Consider the following 19,888-nt stretch of genomic DNA (forward strand, 5'->3'; position numbering starts at 1 on the left):
AGTCAGGGGAGGAAACAGCCAAAAATGTTCGGACGACGCGCGCTGCTCGGCGGCGCCTCGGCCTTGGCCATGCCGGCCATCGCCACAGCACAACCGCTGTTCACGCGGCCGGTGCGCTTCGTGCTCGGCTTCGCCGCGGGCGGGGCCGGGGACATCACCGTGCGGATGCTGACGCCCCATATGCAGGCCGAGATCGGCCAGCCCATCGTGGTGGACAACCGCCCCGGCGCCGGCGGCCTCATCAGCGGGGAAGCGGTGGCGCGCGCGGCACCCGATGGCCACACCATGTATCTGCTGACCACCAGCAACATGGCCGCCCCCGCCTTCTACCGGACCATGCCCTTCGACGTGACGCGGGATTTTGCGCCGGTTGGCCGGATGGTCTGGTACGACCATGTCATCGCGGTGAATCCGCGCCTGCCGGTGAACAGCCTGGCGGAGCTCATCGCCTATGCGAAGGCGCGGCCCGGCGCGCTGAACATCGGATCCATCGCCGTCGGCAATGCGCAGCATCTGGGTGTCGAGCTGTTCCGCGCCATGGCGCAGGCGGAGATGACAACCGTCACCTTCCGCTCCTCGCCGGAGCTGATCCTGTCGCTGAGCAATGGCGATGTGCAGGTGGCCGGCGAATTGCTGGCGCCATTGCTGCCGCATGTCCGCTCGGGCGCGGTGAAGCTGCTGGCGGTGACGGCGCCGAGCCGTTTCCCCACCTTGCCGGAGGTGCCGACCAGCGCGGAAAGCGGCCTGCCCGACTACATCGTGCGGTCCTGGAATGCGGTCGTCTTCCCCGCACGGACGCCGCGACCGCTGGTGGAGGCCATGAACCGTGCCATCCGCCGTGCCCTGGCGGTGCCGGAAATCCGCACGCGGCTGATCGAGCTGGGCGGCCTGCCGGAAGCCAGCAGCCCGGAGGAACTCGGCGCCATGATCCCCGCCGAGGTCGCGGCCTGGGGCCGCATGGCGCAGCTCGCCGGTGTCGAAAAGCAATGAGCGGGGCCGAGCGCGCGCTGAAGGACGACCTTCTGCACGCCTATCACATCCTGGACGCCGACGGTCAGGCCAGCGGCATCGCCGGGCACCTGACGGCGCGGCTGCCAGGTGCCGACCGCTTCTGGTCGCATCGCTGGGGCATCGGCTTCGACGAGGTGCGCGCGGAGGGGCTGATCGAGGCGGATTTCGACCTGAACACCCTGCGCGGCGAAGGCCGGGTGAACCCGACGCTGCATATCCACACGCGCATCTACCGCGCGCGGCCGGATGTCGCCTGCATCATCCATACCCACGGCAAGGCCGGCGTGGCGCTCGGCTGCGCCGGCATGGTGCTGGAGACGATCACCCAGACCGGCGCCATCTTCCATGACGACATCGCGCTGTTCGACGAGTTCCATGGCATCGTGCTCGACACGAATGAGGGCGATGCCATCGCCGCTGCACTCGGGCCGAAGCGTGGCCTGCTGCTGAAGAACCACGGCGCGCTGGTGGTCGGCGCCAATGTGGCGGAGGCCTGCATCGGCATGACGGTGCTGGAATGGGCCGCCGATGTGCAATTGCGCGCCGCCGCGGCGGGGCCGTTGCAGCGCCTCGACCCGGCGGCGGCGACGCAGTCCAAGGGCTTTCTGCTGGACGCCAAAAATCTCGGCCTTCGCTGGGACTTCCTGAAACGCAAGATCGGCCGCAGCCGACCCTTCCTGGGAGAGACCTCATGAAACGCCTGTTGCTGGCCACGCTGATGGCCTGCGCTTCCCTGCCTGCCCTGGCGCAGGACAATTTCCCGAACCGCCCGCTGCGCTGGGTGGTCGGCTTCGGCGCCGGCGGCGTCGGCGACATGACGGCACGGCTCGTCGGCCAGAAGCTGTCGGAGGCGCTGGGCCAGCCGGTGGTGATCGAGAATCGCCCCTCCGCCGGCGGCATCGTGGCGACGGAAACCGTGGCGCGCGCGGCGCCCGATGGGCACACGCTGCTGCTGGTGACGGCCACCGCCGCGACGGCGCCACATCTGTTCCGGCAATTGCCCTATCACCCGATCGACGATTTCGAATTCGTCAGCCAGATCGCCTCCTTCCCCCATATCATCGTCACCAGCACCAACTCCCCCTATCGCAGCCTTCAGGACCTGATGGCGGCGTCGCGCGCCAATCCGGGGCGGATCAATCTTGGCTCGGTCAGCGTCGGCACGGCGCTGCATCTGTCGCTGGCGCTGTTCCAGTCCATGGGGCAGTTGCCGGCGGAGGTCGTGACCTATCGCACCACCGGCGAATTGCTGAATGCCACGGCCACCGGCGATATCGGCGGCGCGATGGAGGTGGCGGCGACAACGCTCGGGCAGATTTCCGGCGGGCGGTTGCGACCGCTGGCCGTCACCTCTCCGCGCCGCAGTTCGGTGCTGCCGGATGTGCCGACCGTCGCCGAAAGCGGGCTGCCGGACTACAATGTGGTCACCTGGAATGCCATGGCGGCGCCGCGCGGCACGCCGCGCCCGGTGATCGACCGGCTGAACGCGGAAGTGCGCCGCGTGCTGGCGATGCCGGAGGTGCGGGACCGTCTGTTGCCCCTGGCCGTCGAACCTACCCCCACCACGCCGGAGGCCATGCGGCAATTGCTGGTCGACGAGACCGCACTCTGGGGTCGCGTGATCCGGGCCGCGAATATCGAGAGGCAATAGTCTTCCCTCAGGCGCCGGGCGCGCGCTCTGCGCGCTTGGCTCGCCGCATGCGCGGCGGCGGCCATTCGGCCGCTCGGCCCAGTTCCTGGGCCGCAGGATGCAACACGTGACAAGGCTCGCCCGATGAACATCCCCACCATCGACTGGAACGCCATTCCCTGGACGCCCGTGCGCGAAGGCGTCGAGCGCAAGGGCTTCACGGGCGAGGGCGCGACGCTCGCCCTGCACCGGCTGATGCCGGGGCATGAGCCGAAGCCGCACAGCCATCACTTCGAACAGATCGTCTATATCCTGGCGGGCACCATCGACTTCCATATCGAGGGGGTGGTGCATCGCCTCTCGGCGGGCGGGCTGCTGGTGGTGCCGCCCAACGCCCTGCATCACGGCGTGGTGGTGGGCGACGAGCCCGTGCTGAACCTCGATGTCTTCACACCCGCGCGGCCCGAATATGCCTGACCTCTCGATACGCATCGGCAGCGTCACGCTGAACAACCCGGTCATCATCGGCTCCGGCGACCATGTGATGACCCCGGGCGGCCTGGCCGCCGCGCGCGCCACCGGCGCCGGGGCCGTGGTCGCCAAGTCGATCAATGAAAGCGAGGCAGCCAAACGTCAGCTCGATGGCAGCGACCATGTACTGCTCGACAGCCGCTGGCGGCCTCTGCCCTGGGATTTCGCTCCGCCAGCCGATGCCATGCTCTTCGGCCGCTCCGGCCTGCAGCAGACGGCCAGCGCCGACTGGATCGCGGAGGCGGCGGCGCAGGACCGGGAGGCGGCGAAGACCGGGCAATACGTCATCGGCTCCATCATCCTGGCCAATCTCGACGTCGCCTGCGACCTGGCGCGGCAGTACCAGGCGGCCGGCATCCGCATCCTGGAGCTGAACATCGGCGCGCCGCATGGCGACGAGGCGGTGCCCGGCGCCATCATCCAGGAACGCGCGGCGGGACGGGTGCGGGAGATCACGGCGCGGCTGCGCGCCGCCATCACCATCCCGCTCTGGATCAAGCTGACCGGGCAGAGCGAGGATGTGGCGGGCCTCGCGGCGGCCGCGCGGGAGGGTGGCGCGGATGCCGTCATCGTCATGGGCCGCTTCATGGCGCTGGTGCCGGATATCGAAACCCGCGCGCCGATGCTGGGCACGGCCGGCGCCATCGGCGGGCCCTGGTCGCTCGCGCTGACCTGTCGCTGGCTGGCGCAGGCGCGCAAGAAGCTGGGGCCGGACGTCCCGCTGCTCGGCACCAATGGCGCGCGCGACGGCCTCGATGTCGTGCGCTTTCTGCTCGCCGGCGCGCGCGCGGTGGAAATGACCAGCGCGGTAATGTCGGGCGGCTTCGCCGTGGCGCGGAATGCGGTGGCGGAGATCGACGCCTACCTGGCCCGCACCGGTGGCCGCGTGGAGGATCTCATCGGCCTCGCGGCGGACCGGCAGGTCGGCTACGGCGTGCAGGCCGACCGGCCGGGTTACTGGCGCGACTTCGTGCCGCCCGAGGCGCGCTGAAAGCGGGTCGCGCCCAGCCGCGTGCTGACTTCGCCCGCCGCCTCCTGCAAGGCGGCGAGCATTGCACCATCGGGCGGATCCTGCACGAATTGCACGGAGCCGACGAGGCCGAGCGAGCCCACCAGCATCTCCCCGGCCGCGAAGATCGGCGCGGCCAGCACATTGATGCCGAGCAGCGCCTCCTGCGGCGCCGTCTCCCACAACCGCTCCCGCACCAGCTCCAGCCGTGCGCGCAGGGCCGCCGGATCGGTCAGGGAATGCGCCGTCAGCGGCTCCAGCGGCCCCGCCAGGGCGCGCGCCAGCGCCTCCGCCGGGCCGAAGGCGAGCATGATGCGGCCCTGGGCGGAGCAATGCGCCGGCGGGCGATTGCCGGGCTGGACGGAGATCAGCACCTTGTTCGGCGCCTCCAGCGCATGCACCACCAGCGGGTCGCCGCCGGTCGGCACGGCCAGCAGCACGGATTGCCCCACCGTATCGCGCAGCCGGTGCATGGCCGGTTCCGCCACGCGCTTCAGGTCGAACTGTTCCCCCGCCGCCTGGCCGATCTGGAACATCCGCCAGGTGAGGTGATAGCGCTCCGTGGTTTCTTCCTGCGCCACCAGGCCGGCGAGCCGCAGCGTCACCAGATGCCGGTGCACGCGCCCCTTCGGTTCGGACAGATGGCGGGCGAGGTCGGAGACGCGCAGCGGGCCGCCGGCCAGGGCCATCGCCTCCAGCACCCGTACCGCCATCAATACGGACCGGACGGCGGCGGTGCCTTCCTCGGTCCCATCCTCCCCGGATGTCGCTTTTCTTTGGCTTGTCATTCCGGCCAGCCTGCGGCCCAAGGGGGCCATTGTCCATCCTTCCCAGGAGTCGTCATGGCCGGAACGCCCACCTATGCCACCCCGCCCGGCTTCCTGGGCGTCACGCGGCGGGATCCCGCTGGCGGGATCGGCATCGCCGGCATCCCGATGGATATCGGCACCACCAACCGCGCCGGCACGCGGGACGGGCCGCGCGCCATCCGCGCGGCCTCCCGCATGCTGGTGGATGGGGCGCATCCGGGAAGCTGGGTGGACCCGGCGGCGTTGCCTTTGGCGGATCTCGGCGATTTCGAGCTGGCGCTGGGCGATATCCAAGGCAGCCTCGCGCGGATCGAACAGCAGGCCGCCGCGATCGACCATCTGGTGGCGCTGGGTGGCGAGCATGGCGTGACGCTGCCGCTACTGCGGGCGCTGCGGAAGAAGCTCGGCGCGCCGCTCGGCCTGCTGGTGTTTGACGCGCATGTGGACACCTGGGCGGATAATTTCGGCCAGGCCTATGCGCATGGGTCCGTCTTCTATCACGCCATCAAGGAAGGCTTGGTAGACCCGACGCGGATGATCCAGCTCGGCATCCGGTCCCCCGTGCAGCGGGAGGTCTGGGACTGGACCCTGGCCCAGGGCGTCACCGTGGTGACCGCGCAGCAATTCCACGAGGTCGGCCCGCAGGCGGTGGCGGCACAGGCGCGGCAGGTGCTGGGCGCCGCCCCCGCCTATCTGTCCTTCGACATCGATGCACTGGACCCCGCCTTTGCCCCCGGCACCGGCACGCCGGAGATCGGCGGCCTGGCGAGCTGGCAGGCGCAGGCGGTGCTGCGGCGGCTGGGCGGCCTCGATTTCCGCGGCATGGACGTGGTGGAGGTGGCGCCGGCCTATGACCACGGGGAGATCACCGCCCTGGCGGCCGCGAGCGTGGTCTGGGAATATCTCTGCCGCGGCTGAAACGCTTCCGGCCATTTATGACAGGCGCCGGCGTTCTCACCGGGACATTTTCAAAATGGCCAGAAAAAACCCTTGCATCCCGGCAAGGCCGCCGCTATTTATCCGGCCGTGGCGAGGCACTGTTGCCTTGCCGCTCTGCCCTGACGCCATCGCACGTGCCGCGAGCCCCCGCCTTTCCGGGGCACAGCAACGACGGGACGCGTCCTTTGTTCAGCCGGCCCGCTTGGGCCGGAAGGTTCGAGGGAACCGCCTGTGTCGCCTGATCGCCGCCGCGCGAAGCCGGGACTCCTCCCGTACTGACCGCGTGACCGCGCCCGAAGCGCCGCATTCCGCCCGTCCAGGCCCGAGGGTCTGAGGCGCCGGATCGCGACGCTTCCGCCGCCCGCGTCCCGTTCCCCACCGCAAGGTGGCGGGCGTGCCGTGCGCGGTGAACCAAGGGTGCGCGTCGATCATGCCCGGGTTCCCTCCTTCCCGCCGCCGCGCCCCCGTGAGGGATGAGCGCGGCGGCGGGCCAAATTGCCCGCGCTGTTGAACCCTCCGGCCTCAGGGAGCCCGCCATGACCGTCCTTCGCTTCCGCGGCGCCACCGCACCGCTCCGCCGCCCCGCCGCCCCTGCCCTGCCCGCCCATGTGGCTGGCGTGGTCGCGGCGCTGCGGCCGGAAGACCCGCTGCACTGCCTGCGTCCGGCAACCATCAGCGCGGCCGGTGCCACCTTCGAGGCGGCCTTCCCGGGCACGACCATGTATGCGGTGAAGTGCAACCCGGACCCGACGGTGCTGCGCGCCCTTTGGGCCGGTGGCCTGCGCCATTTCGACTGCGCCTCCGCCGGCGAAGTGCGCCTGGTCCGTGGCATGTTCCCTGAGGCGGTGATCCACTTCATGCACCCGGTGAAGGCCCGCGGCGCGATCCGCGAGGCCTATGCGACCCACGGCGTGCGCGACTTCGTCCTCGACAGCCATGCGGAACTCGCAAAGATTCTGAAGGAGACGGGTGGCGAGGGCCTGAACCTCATCATCCGCCTCGGCCTGCCGAAGGGCAGCGCGGTCTATGACCTTTCCGGGAAATTCGGCGCGGAGCCGGCGGAAGCGGTGGCGCTGCTGCGTGCGGCGCGCCCACATGCCGGCAAGCTCGGAGTGTCCTTCCATGTCGGCTCGCAATGCCTGGAGCCCGCCGCCTATGCCCGCGCCATCGCCCTCGCCGCTTCCGTGATCCGGGAGGCCGGCGTGGCGGTGGAGGTGCTGGATGTTGGCGGCGGCTTCCCCGTCGCCTATCCGGATGTCGTGCCGCCGCCGCTCTCCGCTTTCATGGACAGCATCGCCACGGCTTTCGCCGAAGCGGCGCTGCCGGGGGTGGAGCTCTGGGCGGAGCCTGGCCGGGCGCTGGTGGCGGGCGGTGCCTCCATCGTCGTGCAGGTGCAGGCGCGGCGGGACGGCATGCTGTTCATCAATGACGGCGTCTATGGTGCGCTGTCCGATGCCGGCGTGCCTGGTTTCCGCTTCCCGGCGAAGCTGATCCGCCCCGGTTCCGCCAGCGAGGCGGAGACAGTGCCCTTCAGCTTCTTCGGCCCCACCTGCGACACCGCGGATCGCATGGAAGGCCCCTTCCTGCTGCCGGCCGATGTGGCAGAAGGCGACTGGATCGAGATCGGCCAGCTCGGGGCCTATGGCGCCTGCCTGCGCACCGGCTTCAACGGCATGGACCGGGCCGGCGTGGTGGAGGTGGCGGACCTGCCGCTGCTCGAGACGCCGGGCTATGTGCAGGCGGTGCAAGCGGCCTGAAACAGGAAGGCGGTGCGAACCGCCTTCCACCCACGCAATTTCAACGGAGTGCCTGGACGATGAAGCACGCAGAATTTTCCGGCCGCCTGGTGATGCTGGGCTTCGGCTCCATCGGCCAGGGTGTCCTGCCGCTGATCCTGCGGCACATCGACATCCCGGCCGAGCGCATCACCATCGTCACCGCGGAAACCCGTGGCGAGGAGGTGGCGGCCGAATACGGCATCCGCTTCATCCTGCAGGCCGCCACACGCGAGAATTTTGTCGAGCTGCTCTCGCCGCTGCTGGCGCCGGGCGACTTCCTGCTGAACCTGTCGGTCGACGTCTCCTCGGTCGAGCTGATGAAGCTGTGCCAGAAGCTGGACGTGCTGTACCTGGACACCGTCGTGGAGCCCTGGGCCGGCGGCTACACGGACACCTCGCTGACGCCCTCGCAGCGCTCCAATTATGCGATGCGGGAAGCGGCGATCGCGCTGCGCCCGGATTTCGCGGGCGGCCCCACCAGCATCACGGCGCATGGCGCCAACCCGGGCCTGGTCAGCCATTTCGTCAAGCAGGCGCTGCTGAACATTGCCCGGGATACCGGCGCGCCCATCGCCACGCCGCCGGCAGCTTCAGACCGCACGGCCTGGGCGAAGATCGCGAGCGATCTCGGCGTGAAGGTCATCCATATCGCGGAGCGTGACACGCAGGTCTCCGACCGCCCGAAGAAGCCGGGCGAGTTCGTCAACACCTGGTCCGTGGACGGCTTCGTGGGCGAGGGCTGCCAGCCGGCCGAGCTCGGCTGGGGCAGCCATGAGGCTGGTCTGCCGCCGGACGGCCATCGCCACGGCTTCGGCTGCGACGCCGCGATCTATCTGATGCGCCCCGGCGCCTCCACCCGCGTGCGAACCTGGACGCCGCTGGAGGGGCCGATGCACGGCTTCCTCATCACCCACAACGAAAGCATCTCGATCGCCGACTACTACACGCTGCGTGACGACAAGGGCGCCGTGACCTACCGCCCCACCGCGCATTACGCCTACCACCCCTGCGACGATGCGGTGCTGTCCGTGCATGAGCTCGCCGGCAAGAACTGGGAGATGCAGCCGGAGAAGCGGCTGATGACGGATGAGATCACGAAGGGCATGGACGAGCTCGGCGTGCTGCTGATGGGCCATGCGAAGGGCGCCTATTGGTTCGGCTCCCGCCTGACCATCGAGGAAGCCCGCCGCGTCGCCCCGCACAACAACGCCACCTCGCTCCAGGTGACGGCGGCAGTGCTGGCCGGGGTGATCTGGGCCATGGAGAATCCGCGCCAGGGCCTGGTCGAGTCGGATGAGATCGACCACGCCCGGGTGCTGGAAATCTGCGCGCCCTATCTCGGCGACGTGGTCGGCGAATATTCCGATTGGACGCCGCTGCAGGACCGCGCCGTGCTGTTCCCCGAGGATATCGACACCCAGGATCCGTGGCAGTTCCGGAACTTTCGCGTCACCTGACTTGGACCACCCCCTCCATCGGCCGCATGATGCGCGCCGATGGAGGACCACACGGCATGAAGCGTATTTTGATGGCAGGCACGGCCTGCCTTGCCCTCAGTGGGGCGGCGGAGGCGCAAACGCTGCGCATCGCGATGGCGGCGGAGCCGACCTCCGCTGATCCGCAGCAGTATTCGGCGGCGCCCAACTCGACGCTGCACAACCACATTTTCGAATCACTGGTGGCGCTGGACGCACGGCTGAAGGCCGGCCCCGGCCTCGCCACCGGCTGGTCCCGGCGCGATGACACCACCTGGGTCTTCCAGCTTCGGGAAGGCGTGAAATTCCACAACGGCCAGGACTTCACCTCGGCCGATGTGGTGTTCTCGATGTGCCGCATCCTGAACAATGAGAGCGAGCTCGCCGTCTCCTACTCCTCCGTCGTCCGCCGCTTCACGCGGGTGGAGGCGGAGGGGCCGAACACCGTGGTGATCGGCACGCGGGAGCCGGAGCCGCTGCTGCCGGCCGATCTCTCCAGCCTGCGCATCATCCCCGCCAGCCTGGTGCCCGCGCGGCCCATCGCCTTCAGCGTCGCCGACAACTGCGCCGGCGCGGGGCAGCCCTGGCCGACCCTGGCGCAGTTCAACGACGGCTCCGCCGCCATCGGCACCGGCCCTTTTCGGCTGCGCAGCTTTGGCCGCAGCGGCGTAACGGAGCTTTCCCGGTTTGACGGCTACTGGGGCAACAAGCCGCATTGGTCCGAGGTACGGCTGATGCCGGTGACCGCCGCCGGGCCGCGCCTGGCCGGGCTGCTGGCCGGTGACCATGATGTGGTCGAGGCACCCGCCACCGGCGACATCCCACGCCTCCGCGCCAACGCCGCCATGCGGCTCGCCATCGCGCCGACCACGCGCTTGATCTTCCTGCAGCTCGACCAGCGCCAGCCCGCGCCCTTCGTGGCTGGCGGCACGGGGGAAAACCCGCTGCGGGATGCGCGGGTGCGCCAGGCGCTGTCGCTCGCCATCGACCGCAACGCCATCGCCAGCCGGGTGATGGATGGGCTCGCCTTGCCCGCCACGCAATTCCTGCCGGAGGGCATGTTCGGCACCCTCCCCGGCCTGCCCGTGCTGCCCTATGACCCGGCCCGCGCCCGCGCATTGCTGGCGGAGGCCGGCTACGCGAACGGCTTCGCGCTGACGCTGCACGCCACCAACAACCGCTACGTCAACGACTCCCGGGTCATCCAGGCGATCGGCCAGTACCTCAACCGCATCGGGGTTCGGGCGGAGGTGGATGCCATGCCGTCGAACGTCTTCTTCGGCCGCCGCGCGCGGCGCGAATTCTCGGTGCCGATGGGCGGCTGGGCGGCGAGCGCGGAGGAGACGCTGCTGTTCTTCCGCACCTGGATGACCACCACGAACCGGGAGCGCGGCCTCGGCGGCAGCAACTACGGCAACTGGTCGAACGCGGCCTTCGACGCCGCCGCCGTCACCGCCGTCACCACCATGGACGATGCGGAGCGCGGCCGTCTGCTGCGGGAGGCGTCCCGCATCGCACTCGAGGAAATGCCGATCCTGCCGATCCACTTCGAAAGCGCCGTCTGGGCCTTTCGCCGCGGCCTGACCTATGCCGGGCGCATGGACCAGCAGACCCTGGCGCAGGAGGTCCACCCCGAATGACTCTTCTTCCTCTCGCCCAGGCTTTTTCCACCACGGGCCGCAGCGCGATTCCCTGGGCGGACGCCGATTGCGACCTGGCGCGGCCGCTGACGCTGCACGGCTATCGCCCGGCCAATCACCGCCCGGAGAACCCGGTGGTGATCGTGCAGCACGGCATGCTGCGCAACGGCGACGACTATCGCGACTTCTGGATCCCGGCGGCCGACAAGCACGGCCTGCTGATCGTCGCCCCCACCTATGGCAAGAAGGCCTGGCCGGAAGCCGAGCATTACAACAACGGCCTGGTGCTGGACGATCGCGGCCAGCCGCGGCCGCGCGAGTCCTGGGGCTACGCCATTCCCGGCCGCGTCTTTGCGGCACTGCGCGAGGCCGGCGTCACCACCCGGACCCGCGCCCATCTGTTCGGCCATTCCGCCGGCGGCCAGTTCGGCCATCGGCTGATGTCCACCCAACCGCATGACTGGCTGGAGGCCGCGACCATCGGCAATCCCGGCTGGTACACCCTGCCGACGCTGGAAAAACCCTTTCCGGAGGGCATGGGCGGCATCGGGCTCGGCGCGGCGGAGGTCGAGGCATTGCTCGCCTTCCCCATGACGATCCTGGCCGGCGACCAGGATATCGAGACTGACGGCCCCTCCCTGCCCTCGCAGCCCGCGGCGCTGGCCCAGGGGCCGCATCGCTTCGCCCGCGCCCATAACTACCTGGCCGCCGGCCAGGCGGAAGCCGCGCGGCGCGGTGTGGCCTGCAACTGGAAGCTGGTGCCGGTGGCTGGCGTCGGCCATGACGGGCGCGCCATGTCGGCCATCTGCGCGGCGCTGTGGTTCGAAGGCCGCCTGATTTCGGCGGCGGAGGCGGGGGTTTCGGCCGAGAAGGTGGCGTGACCCCGCGTTGACGCCGGGCGGCGCAGCTTGTCATATCATATGATGACCTGCGCCGCACTGACGACCCGGAAGCCCAGCCCATGATGCGCCGCGACATCGGCATGCCGCCGCTGCGCCCCGCCGCCAATCTGACCGGCGCGCTGGTGCACCGCCTGGCCGAGGAAATCCGCTCCGGCCGCCTGTCCCCCGGCGCCCGGCTGCCCACCGAACAGGACCTGATGCGCGAAGCCGGCGTCAGCCGCACCGTGGTGCGGGAGGCTGTGGCGGCGCTTCGGGCCGAGGGGCTGGTCTTCACCCGCCAGGGCGTCGGCGCCTTCGTCACCGAACGCCCCGGCGAGGGCATCTTCCGCCTCACCCCCAGCGAGGCCGAGGGGCTGCAACAGGTCATCCAGGTGCTGGAGCTGCGCCTGGCGCTGGAGGTGGAGGCCGCGGGCCTCGCCGCCGAGCGCCGCAGCCCCGCCGCCTTGGCCCTGATTGGCGAGGCGGAGGCCGTGTTCGATGCCGCCGTGGCCGCCGGCGGCGATGCGGCGGAGGCGGATTTCGCCCTGCATCGCGCCATCTTCATGGCCACCGGCAACCCGCATTTCCTGCGCTTCCTGGAAGTGCTCGGCCGGCACGCGATTCCGCGCCGGGCGCTCGGCCTTGTGGAGCGCAGCGAGGCGGAGCGGAAGCAGTACCTGGCCCAGGTGCGCGGCGAGCACCGGCTGGTCGCGCAGGCCATCGAGGCCAGCGACCCCGAGGCCGCCCGCGCCGCCATGCGGCAGCATCTGGAAGCGGCACGCGAACGCTACCGCAGGCTGGCGGCGCAGGCCGCCGCCTGAGGCTGCGGGTCAGCCGGCCAGCTTCGCCTTCACCACCTCATTCACCAGGGCCGGATTCCCCTTGCCCTGCATCGCCTTCATGGTCTGGCCGACGAAGAAGCCGAACAGCTTGTCCTTGCCGCTGCGATACTCCGCGACCTTGTCGGCATTGGCCGCCATCACCTGCGCCACAACCGCCTCGATCGCGCCGGTATCGGTCACCTGCTTCAACCCGCGCTCCTCGACGATCTCGCCAGGGGCCTTGCCGGTCTCCAGCATCGCCTCGAAGACCTGCTTGGCGAGGCTGCCGGAGAGGGTCTTGTCGGCGATCAGGTCCAGCAGGCCGCCGAGGTTCTCGGCAGTGACCGGCGGGTCCGCCACGTCGCGCTTCAGGCGGTTCAAGGCCGCGAAGAAATCGCCCGTCACCCAATTCGCGGCGAGCTTGGGGTCGCGGCCCTTGGCCACCGTCTCGAAGAAGACGGCCGTCTCCTTCTCCAGTGTCAGCACATGGGCATCATAGGCCGTCAGGCCCATGGCGGTGTAGCGCGCGCGCCTTGCATCCGGCAGTTCCGGCAGGGCGGCCTTCAGCGCCGCCACCCAATCCGATTCCAGCACCAGCGGAGGCAGGTCGGGCTCGGGGAAGTAGCGGTAGTCATGCGCATCCTCCTTGGAGCGCATGGACCGCGTGATGCCGCGGGCGGTGTCGAACAGGCGGGTTTCCTGGAACACCTCCTCGCCCGCCTCCCAGACCTCGATCTGCCGCCGCGCCTCGGCCTCCACCGCCTGCATGACGAAGCGGATGGAATTGACGTTCTTCACCTCGCAGCGCGTGCGGAAGCCCTCGCCGGCCTTGCGGACGGAGACATTGACGTCGGCCCGCATCGAGCCCTCGTCCATATTGCCGTCGCAGGTGCCGAGGTAGCGCAGGATCTGCCGGATTTTTGTGAGGTACGCGCCGGCTTCCTCGGGGGACCGCATGTCGGGCTCGGAGACGATCTCCATCAGCGCGACGCCCGAGCGGTTCAGGTCGATGAAGGATTTGGTCGCATGCTGGTCATGCAGCGACTTGCCCGCATCCTGCTCCAGATGCAGCCGCGTGATGCCGATGGTCTTCGTCGCGCCATCCGCCAGCGTGATCTCCACCGCGCCCTCCCCGATGATGGGGTGGGCGAACTGGCTGATCTGATAGCCCTGCGGCAGGTCGGCGTAGAAGTAGTTCTTGCGGTCGAACCGCGACCAGAGGTTCACCTGCGCATTCAGCCCAAGGCCCGTGCGCACCGCCTGCGCCACGCATTCCGCGTTGATGACGGGCAGCATGCCGGGGAAGCCGGCATCGATGAAGGACACCTGGCTGTTCGGCTCCGCGCCGAAGGCCGTGGCGGCGCCGGAGAACAGCTTTGCCTCACTGATGACCTGGGCATGGATTTCCAGGCCGATCACCAGTTCCCAGGGGCCGGTGCGGCCTTCGATCGTGTAGGTCACGTCACATACTCTCCAATTTGGAAAAATTATGTTCGATCTAAAGGTTGGTTTGGCGGGCGTCGAATTCGAGGAAGTGTTGATGACTTTATCTGACGCTTTGCGAGAGCCTTCAAAAGTAGCCGAGACTCTCGCTCGATAGTCGCCAAAAGTTTGGGAAAATGCTTAAGCGTGCACACGATTACCGGCTGATGAGCAAATTTATATGCCGGCGATGAATATCGAACAGGCAAAACAGCGCATTCAGTTTCGATGAAGTCAAAGTCAAAGTCAAACGTTTCCCAGGAAAATTCCTGCTGCACCAAAAGGATCGGACCATCACATACCAGAAAAGCCATCGAAAAATTTTCGAAAAGATACCTCTTATTTCTGGCTGCCAATCTACGCAGATGCTCTTTCGACCATTTTTGCCAGCCATCATTCGCTGGCTCTCGTTCTTCCTGTAGATGATATGAAGCCTTAATTACTTGAAGAAGCCCCCCGAATGTCTTTAGCGCCCTGTCGGTTCCAGAAGCTGATTTCGGTTTATGTACAAGAAAATCGCCTGGAGGCAGCTTGATTCGCCGGAGCAAGTCGCGCTTGGTGCCGCTTACCGCTTCATGGTCCGTTTTGAGAGTGGAATACCTCCACGAATAAGGAACTAGATCGTAATATTGATCACTATGCCTCCCCCGAAAAACAAAAAATGGCTCTTTCGATGCTTTAATCTCGATGGCGATTTCAACGTCGATCGCAACGTACGATTTTTGATCGGCGGCAAACCGTTTGTTAGCGACAATATCGATCTCGCGTGCCTTATTTTCATCTAGGTCGTGAAAGAAGGCATGTAGATTAACTCGCCATCCAGCGCGATGCAGGTCACCGGCGGCAACGATTTCCTGACCAAACCCGGAAGATGCCAGAAGTTTCTTCAGAGAAGCCTTCGCCTCACTATCAAGATCCATGGCAATGCCGCCTTTCTGCCGTCGGATCAGATATCAGTCTCTAGTCAGGCTCCCGCGCGCAGCCGCGGCAGCGCCGAAAAACCGGCCGCCCGTTCCAGCGCTCGCCCCACAGCGAACACCGTCTCCTCGTCAAACGCCCGCCCGATCACCTGCAACCCGAGCGGCAGCCCCTGCGCGTCCAGCCCGGCCGGCACCGCCAGCCCCGGCAACCCGGCCAGGTTCGCGGTCACCGTGAAGATGTCGTTCAGATACATCGCCACCGGGTCGTCCTGCTTCTCATCCATCCCGAAGGCGGCGGAGGGTGTGGCCGGCGTCACGATGGCGTCCACATCGGCATAGGCGTTCTCAAAATCGCGGCGAATCAGCGCGCGGACCTTCTGGGCCTTCAGGTAATAGGCGTCGTAATAGCCGGCGCTCAGCACATAGGTGCCGATCATGATGCGCCGGCGCACCTCCGCGCCGAAGCCGGCGGCACGGGTGCGCTCATACAGGTCGCGCAGGTCGGAACCTGGCTCCGTCACCCGCATGCCGAAGCGCACGCCGTCATAGCGGGCGAGGTTGGACGAAGCCTCGGCCGGCGCCACGATGTAGTAGGTGGGCAGCGCGTATTTGGCGTGCGGCAGGCTGATCTCGACGGTCTCGGCACCGGCATCGCGGAGCCATTGCAGGCCCTGTTCCCACAGCGCCACGATCTCGGGCGCCATGCCATCCAGCCGGTATTCCTTCGGCACGCCGATCCGCAGGCCCTTCACGCCACGCTCGCAGGCGCGGGCGAAGTCGGGCACCGGCAGGTCGGCGCTGGTCGAATCCTTCGGGTCGAAGCCGGCCATCGACTTCAGCAGGATGGCGCAATCCTCCACCGTGCGTGCCACCGGCCCGGCCTGGTCGAGGCTGGAGGCGAAGGCCACGATCCCGAAGCGGGAGCACCGCCCATAGGTCGGCTTGATCCCGGCGATGCCGCAGAAGGCCGCCGGCTGGCGGATGGAGCCGCCCGTATCGGTGGCCGTCGCGCCCAGCGCCAGCCGCGCCGCGACCGCGGCCGCGGACCCGCCGGAGGACCCGCCAGGGACCAGCCGCGTATCCGGGTCATTCGCCCGCGACCAGGGATTCTCGACAGGCCCGGATGCGCTGGTCGTGTTGGAGGACCCCATGGCGAATTCGTCGAGATTCGCCTTCCCCAAAAACACCGCGCCGTCATCCAGCAGCTTCTGCGACACCGTGCTCTCATAGGGCGGCACGAAGCTGTCGAGGATGCGGCTGCCGGCCGTGGTGCGGGTGCCCGCCGTGCAGAACAGGTCCTTGATGGCGAGGGGAATGCCCTCCAGCGCCCCCACCTGCCCCGCCGCGCGGCGCTCGTCGCTGGCCTTGGCCGCCGCCAGCGCCTTCTCCGCCGTCACGGTGACATAGGCGTTCAGGCGCGGGTTGAGCTTGGCGATGCCGTCCAGATGCGCCTGGGTCAGTTCGACGCTGCTGATGGTGCCCTCGGTCAGCGCATCGAGCGCGCCGCGCAGGGTGAAATCGGTCGGATGCATCACTCAACCACCTTCGGAACGCCGAAATATTCGCCCTGGCGATCCGGGGCATTGGCCAGGATGGCATCAGCCTGGCCGCCATCCGTCACCGCATCCGGCCGCAGCCGGGCCTTCGCCTGGGCCACCGGGCTGCCGCCGGCCATCGGCTCCACGCCGTCCGTGTCCACTTCCTGCAATTGCTCGATCCAGCCCAGGATGCCGTTGATCTCGGCCTGCGCCTGTTCCACCTCGCTGTCGTCCAGCCTGATGCGGGCGAGCGAGGCGATGCGCCGGATGGTGGCGGTATCGAGGGACATTTTCTTCAAGAAATCCTTGATCGGACTGGATTTGCCCAAGGGGGCTTTGCCAGGGTGGGCCGCGGGAACATAACGGTCGCCATGCCCGCCATCAACATGCGCGACCTACGCGCCGCCCTGCCCCGCCATGCGCGCCTCATCGGGCTGGACCCGGGGGCGCGGATCATCGGGGTCGCGCTCTCCGATGTCTCGCTGATGCTGGCCTCGCCCTATGGGGCCATCGCGCGGGGCAAGCTGGCGGCGAATGCGGCGGAGATCGGCGCGATTGCGCGGAAGGAGGGTGCCGGCGGGCTGGTGGCGGGGCTGCCGCTGTCGATGGACGGCAGCTTCGGCCCGGCGGCCCAGGCGGCGAAGGACTGGGCGTTGGCCGTCTCCCAGGCCACCGGCCTGCCGCTGGCGCTGTGGGATGAGCGGCTGTCCTCGGCGGCAGTCAACCGCATGATGATCCAGGCCGATCTGACGCGGGCCAAGCGGGCCAAGGCCGTGGATGCGGCGGCGGCGGCCTATATGCTCCAGGCGGCTCTGGATGCCAGCGCGGGCCCGGCGTAGGTTCCGCTCCATGCTCCCCTATCCGCACCGCCACCTGCTCGCCATCGAGGGCCTAGAGCCCCCCTACATCGCCGATCTTCTGGATCTGGCGGAGAACTACGCGCTGCTGAACCGCCAGGGCAAAACCCAGCGGGACCTGCTGAAGGGGCGCACGCTGATAAACCTGTTCTTCGAGGACAGCACCCGCACCCGCACCAGCTTCGAGCTGGCCGGCAAGCGGTTGGGGGCGGATATCGTCAATATGACGGTGTCCAACAGCTCGGTGAACAAGGGCGAGACGCTGCTGGATACGGCCTCCACCCTCAACGCCATGCACACCGACCTGCTTGTGGTGCGCCATGCGCAATCCGGCGCGCCGGCGCTGCTGGCCCAGAAGGTCGATGCGGCGGTGATCAATGCCGGCGACGGCACGCATGAGCATCCGACCCAGGCGCTGCTGGATGCCCTGACCATCCGCCGCCGCAAGGGCAGCCTGGAGGGGCTGACCGTCGCCATCTGCGGCGACGTGCTGCATTCCCGCGTCGCGCGGTCCAACATCCATCTGCTGCTGGCGATGAATTCGCGCGTCCGACTCGTCGGCCCGCCGACGCTGATCCCGTCGGAGGTCGCGCAGCTCGGTGTCGAGGTGCATCACAGCATGAAGACCGGCCTGGCCGATGCCGACGTGGTCATGATGCTGCGCCTGCAGAAGGAGCGCATGACCTCCGGCCTCGTCCCCTCCTCCCGCGAATTCTTCCGCTTCTATGGGCTGGATGCGGAGAAGCTGGCCTATGCCAGGCCCGACGCCATCGTCATGCATCCCGGCCCGATGAACCGCGGCGTCGAGATCGACAGCGCCATCGCCGATGATCCGCTGCGCAGCGTGATCGGGGAACAGGTGGAGATGGGTGTCGCGGTGCGCATGGCCGTGCTGGACATCCTGGCCCGCAACCAGCGCCGCAACGCCTGATTCTGGGCCTCAGGCGCCGGCGCGGCCTCCGGCCACTTGGCTACGCGACACTCGTCCCACTTGGCTACGCGACACTCGTCGCGGCGGCCATTCGGCCGCTCGCCCGCCACTGGCGGGCGCCTGGCGTCTCAACTCATGCGCGGATGAAGCGCCCATACGAAAGCCGCGCCCGACCCATGGTCAGGCGCGGCCCCTGCGCGCAATCAGCGGGGGCGCGAGGCCCCCGGCCGGATCACTTGATCTTGGACTCGCGGAACAGCACGTGCTTCCGGGCGACCGGGTCGTACTTCTTCATCTCGAGCTTGCCGGTCGCGTTCCGGGTGTTTTTCTTGGTCACGTAGAAGTAGCCCGTCGACGGCTCGGCCGTGCTGATGAGCTTAATCAGGATGGTATTGGCCTTGGCCATCTTACGAATTCCAGCACAGGAAACGGGTTGCGGGCAGACCTCACGGTCCACCCGTCACAGGGGGGCGTTCTAGCCCGGTGGGGGCTCAGGTCAAGGGTTGATTGGGTGCATCAGTTCGCCGTGGCGCCGCTGGCGCGTACCACGGGCACCCATTCGGCCAGTTCGCGCCGCAGGAAAGCAGCGAATTCGGCCGGACTGCCCTCAGCGATCGGCGGCAGGTCCTGCTCCACCAGCCGGGCGGCGGTGGCCGGGTCCAGCAGGGCGGTGCGGATCGCGCCGTTCATCTTCGTGACGATCGCATCCGGAGTCCCCGCCGGGGCGAAGAGGCCGAACCAGGAATAGGCCTTGTAGCCGGGCAGCCCCGCCTGCGCCGCCGTTGGCACATCGGGCATCAAGCCGGAACGCGACTCGGTGGCCACCGCCAGGCAGCGCAGCTTGCCGGCGGCGTGATGCGGCGCGATCAGCGCCGGTGTGTCGAAGCACAGCGTCACCTGGCCGGCCAGCATATCCGCCAGCATCGGCGCGCTGCCGCGATAGGGCACATGCGTCGCCTCCGCCCCGATGGCGTTCAGGAAAGCCACCGCGCCGATATGCGCCGACCCGCCGGCGCCGCCGGTGCCATAGGCATACTTCCCCGGATTGGCCTTCAGCAGCGCGATCAGCCCCGCCAGGTCGTTCACGCCCATACTGGGATGCACCGTGATGCAGATCGGCACCATCACGGTCGGCGCCACCGCCACGAAATCCCGCTCCGGATCATAGGGCAGCCGATCACCATACAGCCCCACGGCCAGCACATGGGTGGAGATGGTGCCCATCAGGAAGACCGAGCCATCCCGCGGCCCCTTGGCCACGGCGTCGGAGCCGATGGTGCCCCCCGCCCCGCCCCGATTCTCGATCACCACCGGCTGGCCGAGAATCTGCTGCACCCGCGGCGCCAGCAGGCGGGTGGAGACATCCGTGCTGCCGCCGGCCGCGAACGGCACCACGATCCGCACCGGCCGGGTCGGCCAATCGGTCTGGGCCATGACGGTCTGGGCCGGGGCGGCGAGCAGGGCCGCGGGAACGGCGAGGAGGGATCGGCGGCGCATTCGGGAACCTCATCCAGGGCGCAGGAACATATGCCACGATGCCCTTCGCGCCATCGCCCCAATCAGCGCATCCGGGCTGTGGCGAGGCCGTGATCGCCTCGGTATCGTCCATCCGGCCGCATGCCGTGCCGCATAACGA

The 19,888-nt window shown here is 68.4% G+C and carries 20 protein-coding genes; 13 read left to right on the forward strand and 7 right to left on the reverse strand.

Features of this window, described 5'->3' with window-relative positions:
- The first annotated feature begins 24 nt into the window (after window positions 1-24).
- The 5 genes from JJQ90_RS01495 to JJQ90_RS01515 all read left to right on the forward strand — a co-directional run bounded on the left by JJQ90_RS01495 (window position 25) and on the right by JJQ90_RS01515 (window position 4,163).
- Window positions 25-990: a Bug family tripartite tricarboxylate transporter substrate binding protein gene (locus JJQ90_RS01495; RefSeq protein WP_216872699.1), complete on the forward strand. Its 966-nt coding sequence runs from the start codon at window positions 25-27 to the stop codon at window positions 988-990.
- The gene (locus JJQ90_RS01500) at window positions 987-1,706 is read left to right on the forward strand and encodes a class II aldolase/adducin family protein (RefSeq protein WP_216872700.1); all 720 of its coding nucleotides are present in this window, start codon (window positions 987-989) and stop codon (window positions 1,704-1,706) included. The genes JJQ90_RS01495 and JJQ90_RS01500 overlap by 4 nt, the downstream gene beginning before the upstream one ends.
- Entirely contained in the window at window positions 1,703-2,662 is a 960-nt protein-coding gene (locus JJQ90_RS01505; RefSeq protein WP_216872701.1) for a Bug family tripartite tricarboxylate transporter substrate binding protein, read from the forward strand. The genes JJQ90_RS01500 and JJQ90_RS01505 overlap by 4 nt, the downstream gene beginning before the upstream one ends.
- Window positions 2,663-2,785: 123 nt before the next feature.
- Window positions 2,786-3,118, forward strand: a complete 333-nt coding sequence (locus JJQ90_RS01510) for a cupin domain-containing protein (protein ID WP_216872702.1) — start codon at window positions 2,786-2,788, stop codon at window positions 3,116-3,118.
- Entirely contained in the window at window positions 3,111-4,163 is a 1,053-nt protein-coding gene (locus tag JJQ90_RS01515; RefSeq protein WP_216872703.1) for a dihydroorotate dehydrogenase, read from the forward strand. The genes JJQ90_RS01510 and JJQ90_RS01515 overlap by 8 nt, the downstream gene beginning before the upstream one ends.
- Here the strand turns inward: JJQ90_RS01515 and JJQ90_RS01520 are convergent.
- Window positions 4,127-4,969 carry an IclR family transcriptional regulator gene (locus JJQ90_RS01520; protein ID WP_216872704.1) on the reverse strand — a complete coding sequence of 281 codons (843 nt, stop codon included), beginning with the start codon at window positions 4,967-4,969 and terminating at the stop codon, window positions 4,127-4,129. The genes JJQ90_RS01515 and JJQ90_RS01520 overlap by 37 nt on opposite strands.
- A gap of 54 nt (window positions 4,970-5,023) precedes the next feature.
- On the opposite strand from JJQ90_RS01520, the gene speB reads away from it, so the two are divergent.
- The 6 genes from speB (at window position 5,024) to JJQ90_RS01550 (ending at window position 12,524) form a co-directional block, all read left to right on the forward strand.
- Complete coding sequence (gene speB, locus JJQ90_RS01525; protein ID WP_216872705.1) at window positions 5,024-5,908, forward strand: agmatinase; 885 nt, start codon at window positions 5,024-5,026, stop codon at window positions 5,906-5,908.
- A gap of 557 nt (window positions 5,909-6,465) precedes the next feature.
- Window positions 6,466-7,686: a type III PLP-dependent enzyme gene (locus JJQ90_RS01530; protein WP_216872706.1), complete on the forward strand. Its 1,221-nt coding sequence runs from the start codon at window positions 6,466-6,468 to the stop codon at window positions 7,684-7,686.
- A 59-nt stretch (window positions 7,687-7,745) separates the two neighbouring features.
- Window positions 7,746-9,164, forward strand: coding sequence for a homospermidine synthase (locus JJQ90_RS01535; RefSeq protein ID WP_216872707.1), 1,419 nt, complete (start codon window positions 7,746-7,748; stop codon window positions 9,162-9,164).
- A 56-nt stretch (window positions 9,165-9,220) separates the two neighbouring features.
- Window positions 9,221-10,822 carry an ABC transporter substrate-binding protein gene (locus JJQ90_RS01540; RefSeq protein WP_216872708.1) on the forward strand — a complete coding sequence of 534 codons (1,602 nt, stop codon included), beginning with the start codon at window positions 9,221-9,223 and terminating at the stop codon, window positions 10,820-10,822.
- Window positions 10,819-11,703 (forward strand): alpha/beta hydrolase, encoded by an 885-nt coding sequence (locus JJQ90_RS01545; RefSeq protein WP_216872709.1) that lies wholly within the window; start codon window positions 10,819-10,821, stop codon window positions 11,701-11,703. The genes JJQ90_RS01540 and JJQ90_RS01545 overlap by 4 nt, the downstream gene beginning before the upstream one ends.
- A gap of 80 nt (window positions 11,704-11,783) precedes the next feature.
- A complete protein-coding gene (locus tag JJQ90_RS01550) occupies window positions 11,784-12,524 on the forward strand; it encodes a FadR/GntR family transcriptional regulator (RefSeq protein ID WP_216872710.1) in 741 nt (246 codons plus the stop codon).
- Window positions 12,525-12,533: 9 nt separating this feature from the next.
- On the opposite strand, the gene gatB is transcribed toward JJQ90_RS01550, so the two are convergent.
- The 4 genes from gatB to gatC form a co-directional block, all read right to left on the reverse strand.
- Window positions 12,534-13,946: an Asp-tRNA(Asn)/Glu-tRNA(Gln) amidotransferase subunit GatB gene (gene gatB, locus JJQ90_RS01555; protein WP_230410383.1), complete on the reverse strand. Its 1,413-nt coding sequence runs from the start codon at window positions 13,944-13,946 to the stop codon at window positions 12,534-12,536.
- A gap of 65 nt (window positions 13,947-14,011) precedes the next feature.
- Complete coding sequence (locus JJQ90_RS01560) at window positions 14,012-14,926, reverse strand: hypothetical protein (protein WP_216872712.1); 915 nt, start codon at window positions 14,924-14,926, stop codon at window positions 14,012-14,014.
- A 44-nt stretch (window positions 14,927-14,970) separates the two neighbouring features.
- Window positions 14,971-16,458, reverse strand: coding sequence for an Asp-tRNA(Asn)/Glu-tRNA(Gln) amidotransferase subunit GatA (gene gatA / locus JJQ90_RS01565; RefSeq protein ID WP_216872713.1), 1,488 nt, complete (start codon window positions 16,456-16,458; stop codon window positions 14,971-14,973).
- Entirely contained in the window at window positions 16,458-16,754 is a 297-nt protein-coding gene (gene gatC / locus JJQ90_RS01570) for an Asp-tRNA(Asn)/Glu-tRNA(Gln) amidotransferase subunit GatC (RefSeq protein ID WP_216872714.1), read from the reverse strand. Before gatC ends, gatA begins: the two co-directional genes overlap by 1 nt.
- An 81-nt stretch (window positions 16,755-16,835) precedes the next feature.
- On the opposite strand from gatC, the gene ruvX reads away from it, so the two are divergent.
- Both ruvX and JJQ90_RS01580 read left to right on the forward strand, forming a co-directional pair.
- Window positions 16,836-17,303, forward strand: a complete 468-nt coding sequence (gene ruvX / locus JJQ90_RS01575; RefSeq protein WP_216872715.1) for a Holliday junction resolvase RuvX — start codon at window positions 16,836-16,838, stop codon at window positions 17,301-17,303.
- Between the two features lie 10 nt (window positions 17,304-17,313).
- Window positions 17,314-18,252, forward strand: a complete 939-nt coding sequence (locus JJQ90_RS01580) for an aspartate carbamoyltransferase catalytic subunit (RefSeq protein WP_216872716.1) — start codon at window positions 17,314-17,316, stop codon at window positions 18,250-18,252.
- Window positions 18,253-18,484: 232 nt separating this feature from the next.
- On the opposite strand, the gene rpmG is transcribed toward JJQ90_RS01580, so the two are convergent.
- Together rpmG and JJQ90_RS01590 are read right to left on the reverse strand one after the other, a co-directional pair.
- On the reverse strand, window positions 18,485-18,658 hold the full coding sequence (gene rpmG, locus JJQ90_RS01585; RefSeq protein WP_216836822.1) for a 50S ribosomal protein L33: 174 nt from the start codon (window positions 18,656-18,658) through the stop codon (window positions 18,485-18,487).
- 110 nt (window positions 18,659-18,768) lie between these two features.
- Complete coding sequence (locus tag JJQ90_RS01590; protein WP_216872717.1) at window positions 18,769-19,749, reverse strand: Bug family tripartite tricarboxylate transporter substrate binding protein; 981 nt, start codon at window positions 19,747-19,749, stop codon at window positions 18,769-18,771.
- Between the last annotated feature and the right edge of the window lie 139 nt (window positions 19,750-19,888).

Origin of the sequence: Falsiroseomonas oleicola, assembly GCF_019029495.1 — a bacterium.
GTDB classification, from domain to species: Bacteria; Pseudomonadota; Alphaproteobacteria; order Acetobacterales; family Acetobacteraceae; genus Falsiroseomonas; species Falsiroseomonas oleicola.

What these genes read in the sequence shown, in the direction of transcription:
- JJQ90_RS01515 (WP_216872703.1), top strand. Translation starts at nt 3,111, where the DNA reads ATGCCTGACCTCTCGATACGCATCGGCAGCGTCACGCTGAACAACCCG.
- gatA (WP_216872713.1), bottom strand. Translation starts at nt 16,458, where the DNA reads ATGCATCCGACCGATTTCACCCTGCGCGGCGCGCTCGATGCGCTGACC.
- speB (WP_216872705.1), top strand. Translation starts at nt 5,024, where the DNA reads ATGGCCGGAACGCCCACCTATGCCACCCCGCCCGGCTTCCTGGGCGTC.
- JJQ90_RS01540 (WP_216872708.1), top strand. Translation starts at nt 9,221, where the DNA reads ATGAAGCGTATTTTGATGGCAGGCACGGCCTGCCTTGCCCTCAGTGGG.
- ruvX (WP_216872715.1), top strand. Translation starts at nt 16,836, where the DNA reads ATGCCCGCCATCAACATGCGCGACCTACGCGCCGCCCTGCCCCGCCAT.
- gatC (WP_216872714.1), bottom strand. Translation starts at nt 16,754, where the DNA reads ATGTCCCTCGATACCGCCACCATCCGGCGCATCGCCTCGCTCGCCCGC.
- JJQ90_RS01545 (WP_216872709.1), top strand. Translation starts at nt 10,819, where the DNA reads ATGACTCTTCTTCCTCTCGCCCAGGCTTTTTCCACCACGGGCCGCAGC.
- JJQ90_RS01505 (WP_216872701.1), top strand. Translation starts at nt 1,703, where the DNA reads ATGAAACGCCTGTTGCTGGCCACGCTGATGGCCTGCGCTTCCCTGCCT.
- JJQ90_RS01520 (WP_216872704.1), bottom strand. Translation starts at nt 4,969, where the DNA reads ATGACAAGCCAAAGAAAAGCGACATCCGGGGAGGATGGGACCGAGGAA.
- JJQ90_RS01580 (WP_216872716.1), top strand. Translation starts at nt 17,314, where the DNA reads ATGCTCCCCTATCCGCACCGCCACCTGCTCGCCATCGAGGGCCTAGAG.
- JJQ90_RS01510 (WP_216872702.1), top strand. Translation starts at nt 2,786, where the DNA reads ATGAACATCCCCACCATCGACTGGAACGCCATTCCCTGGACGCCCGTG.
- JJQ90_RS01535 (WP_216872707.1), top strand. Translation starts at nt 7,746, where the DNA reads ATGAAGCACGCAGAATTTTCCGGCCGCCTGGTGATGCTGGGCTTCGGC.
- JJQ90_RS01550 (WP_216872710.1), top strand. Translation starts at nt 11,784, where the DNA reads ATGATGCGCCGCGACATCGGCATGCCGCCGCTGCGCCCCGCCGCCAAT.
- JJQ90_RS01500 (WP_216872700.1), top strand. Translation starts at nt 987, where the DNA reads ATGAGCGGGGCCGAGCGCGCGCTGAAGGACGACCTTCTGCACGCCTAT.
- JJQ90_RS01590 (WP_216872717.1), bottom strand. Translation starts at nt 19,749, where the DNA reads ATGCGCCGCCGATCCCTCCTCGCCGTTCCCGCGGCCCTGCTCGCCGCC.
- JJQ90_RS01495 (WP_216872699.1), top strand. Translation starts at nt 25, where the DNA reads ATGTTCGGACGACGCGCGCTGCTCGGCGGCGCCTCGGCCTTGGCCATG.
- JJQ90_RS01530 (WP_216872706.1), top strand. Translation starts at nt 6,466, where the DNA reads ATGACCGTCCTTCGCTTCCGCGGCGCCACCGCACCGCTCCGCCGCCCC.
- rpmG (WP_216836822.1), bottom strand. Translation starts at nt 18,658, where the DNA reads ATGGCCAAGGCCAATACCATCCTGATTAAGCTCATCAGCACGGCCGAG.
- JJQ90_RS01560 (WP_216872712.1), bottom strand. Translation starts at nt 14,926, where the DNA reads ATGGATCTTGATAGTGAGGCGAAGGCTTCTCTGAAGAAACTTCTGGCA.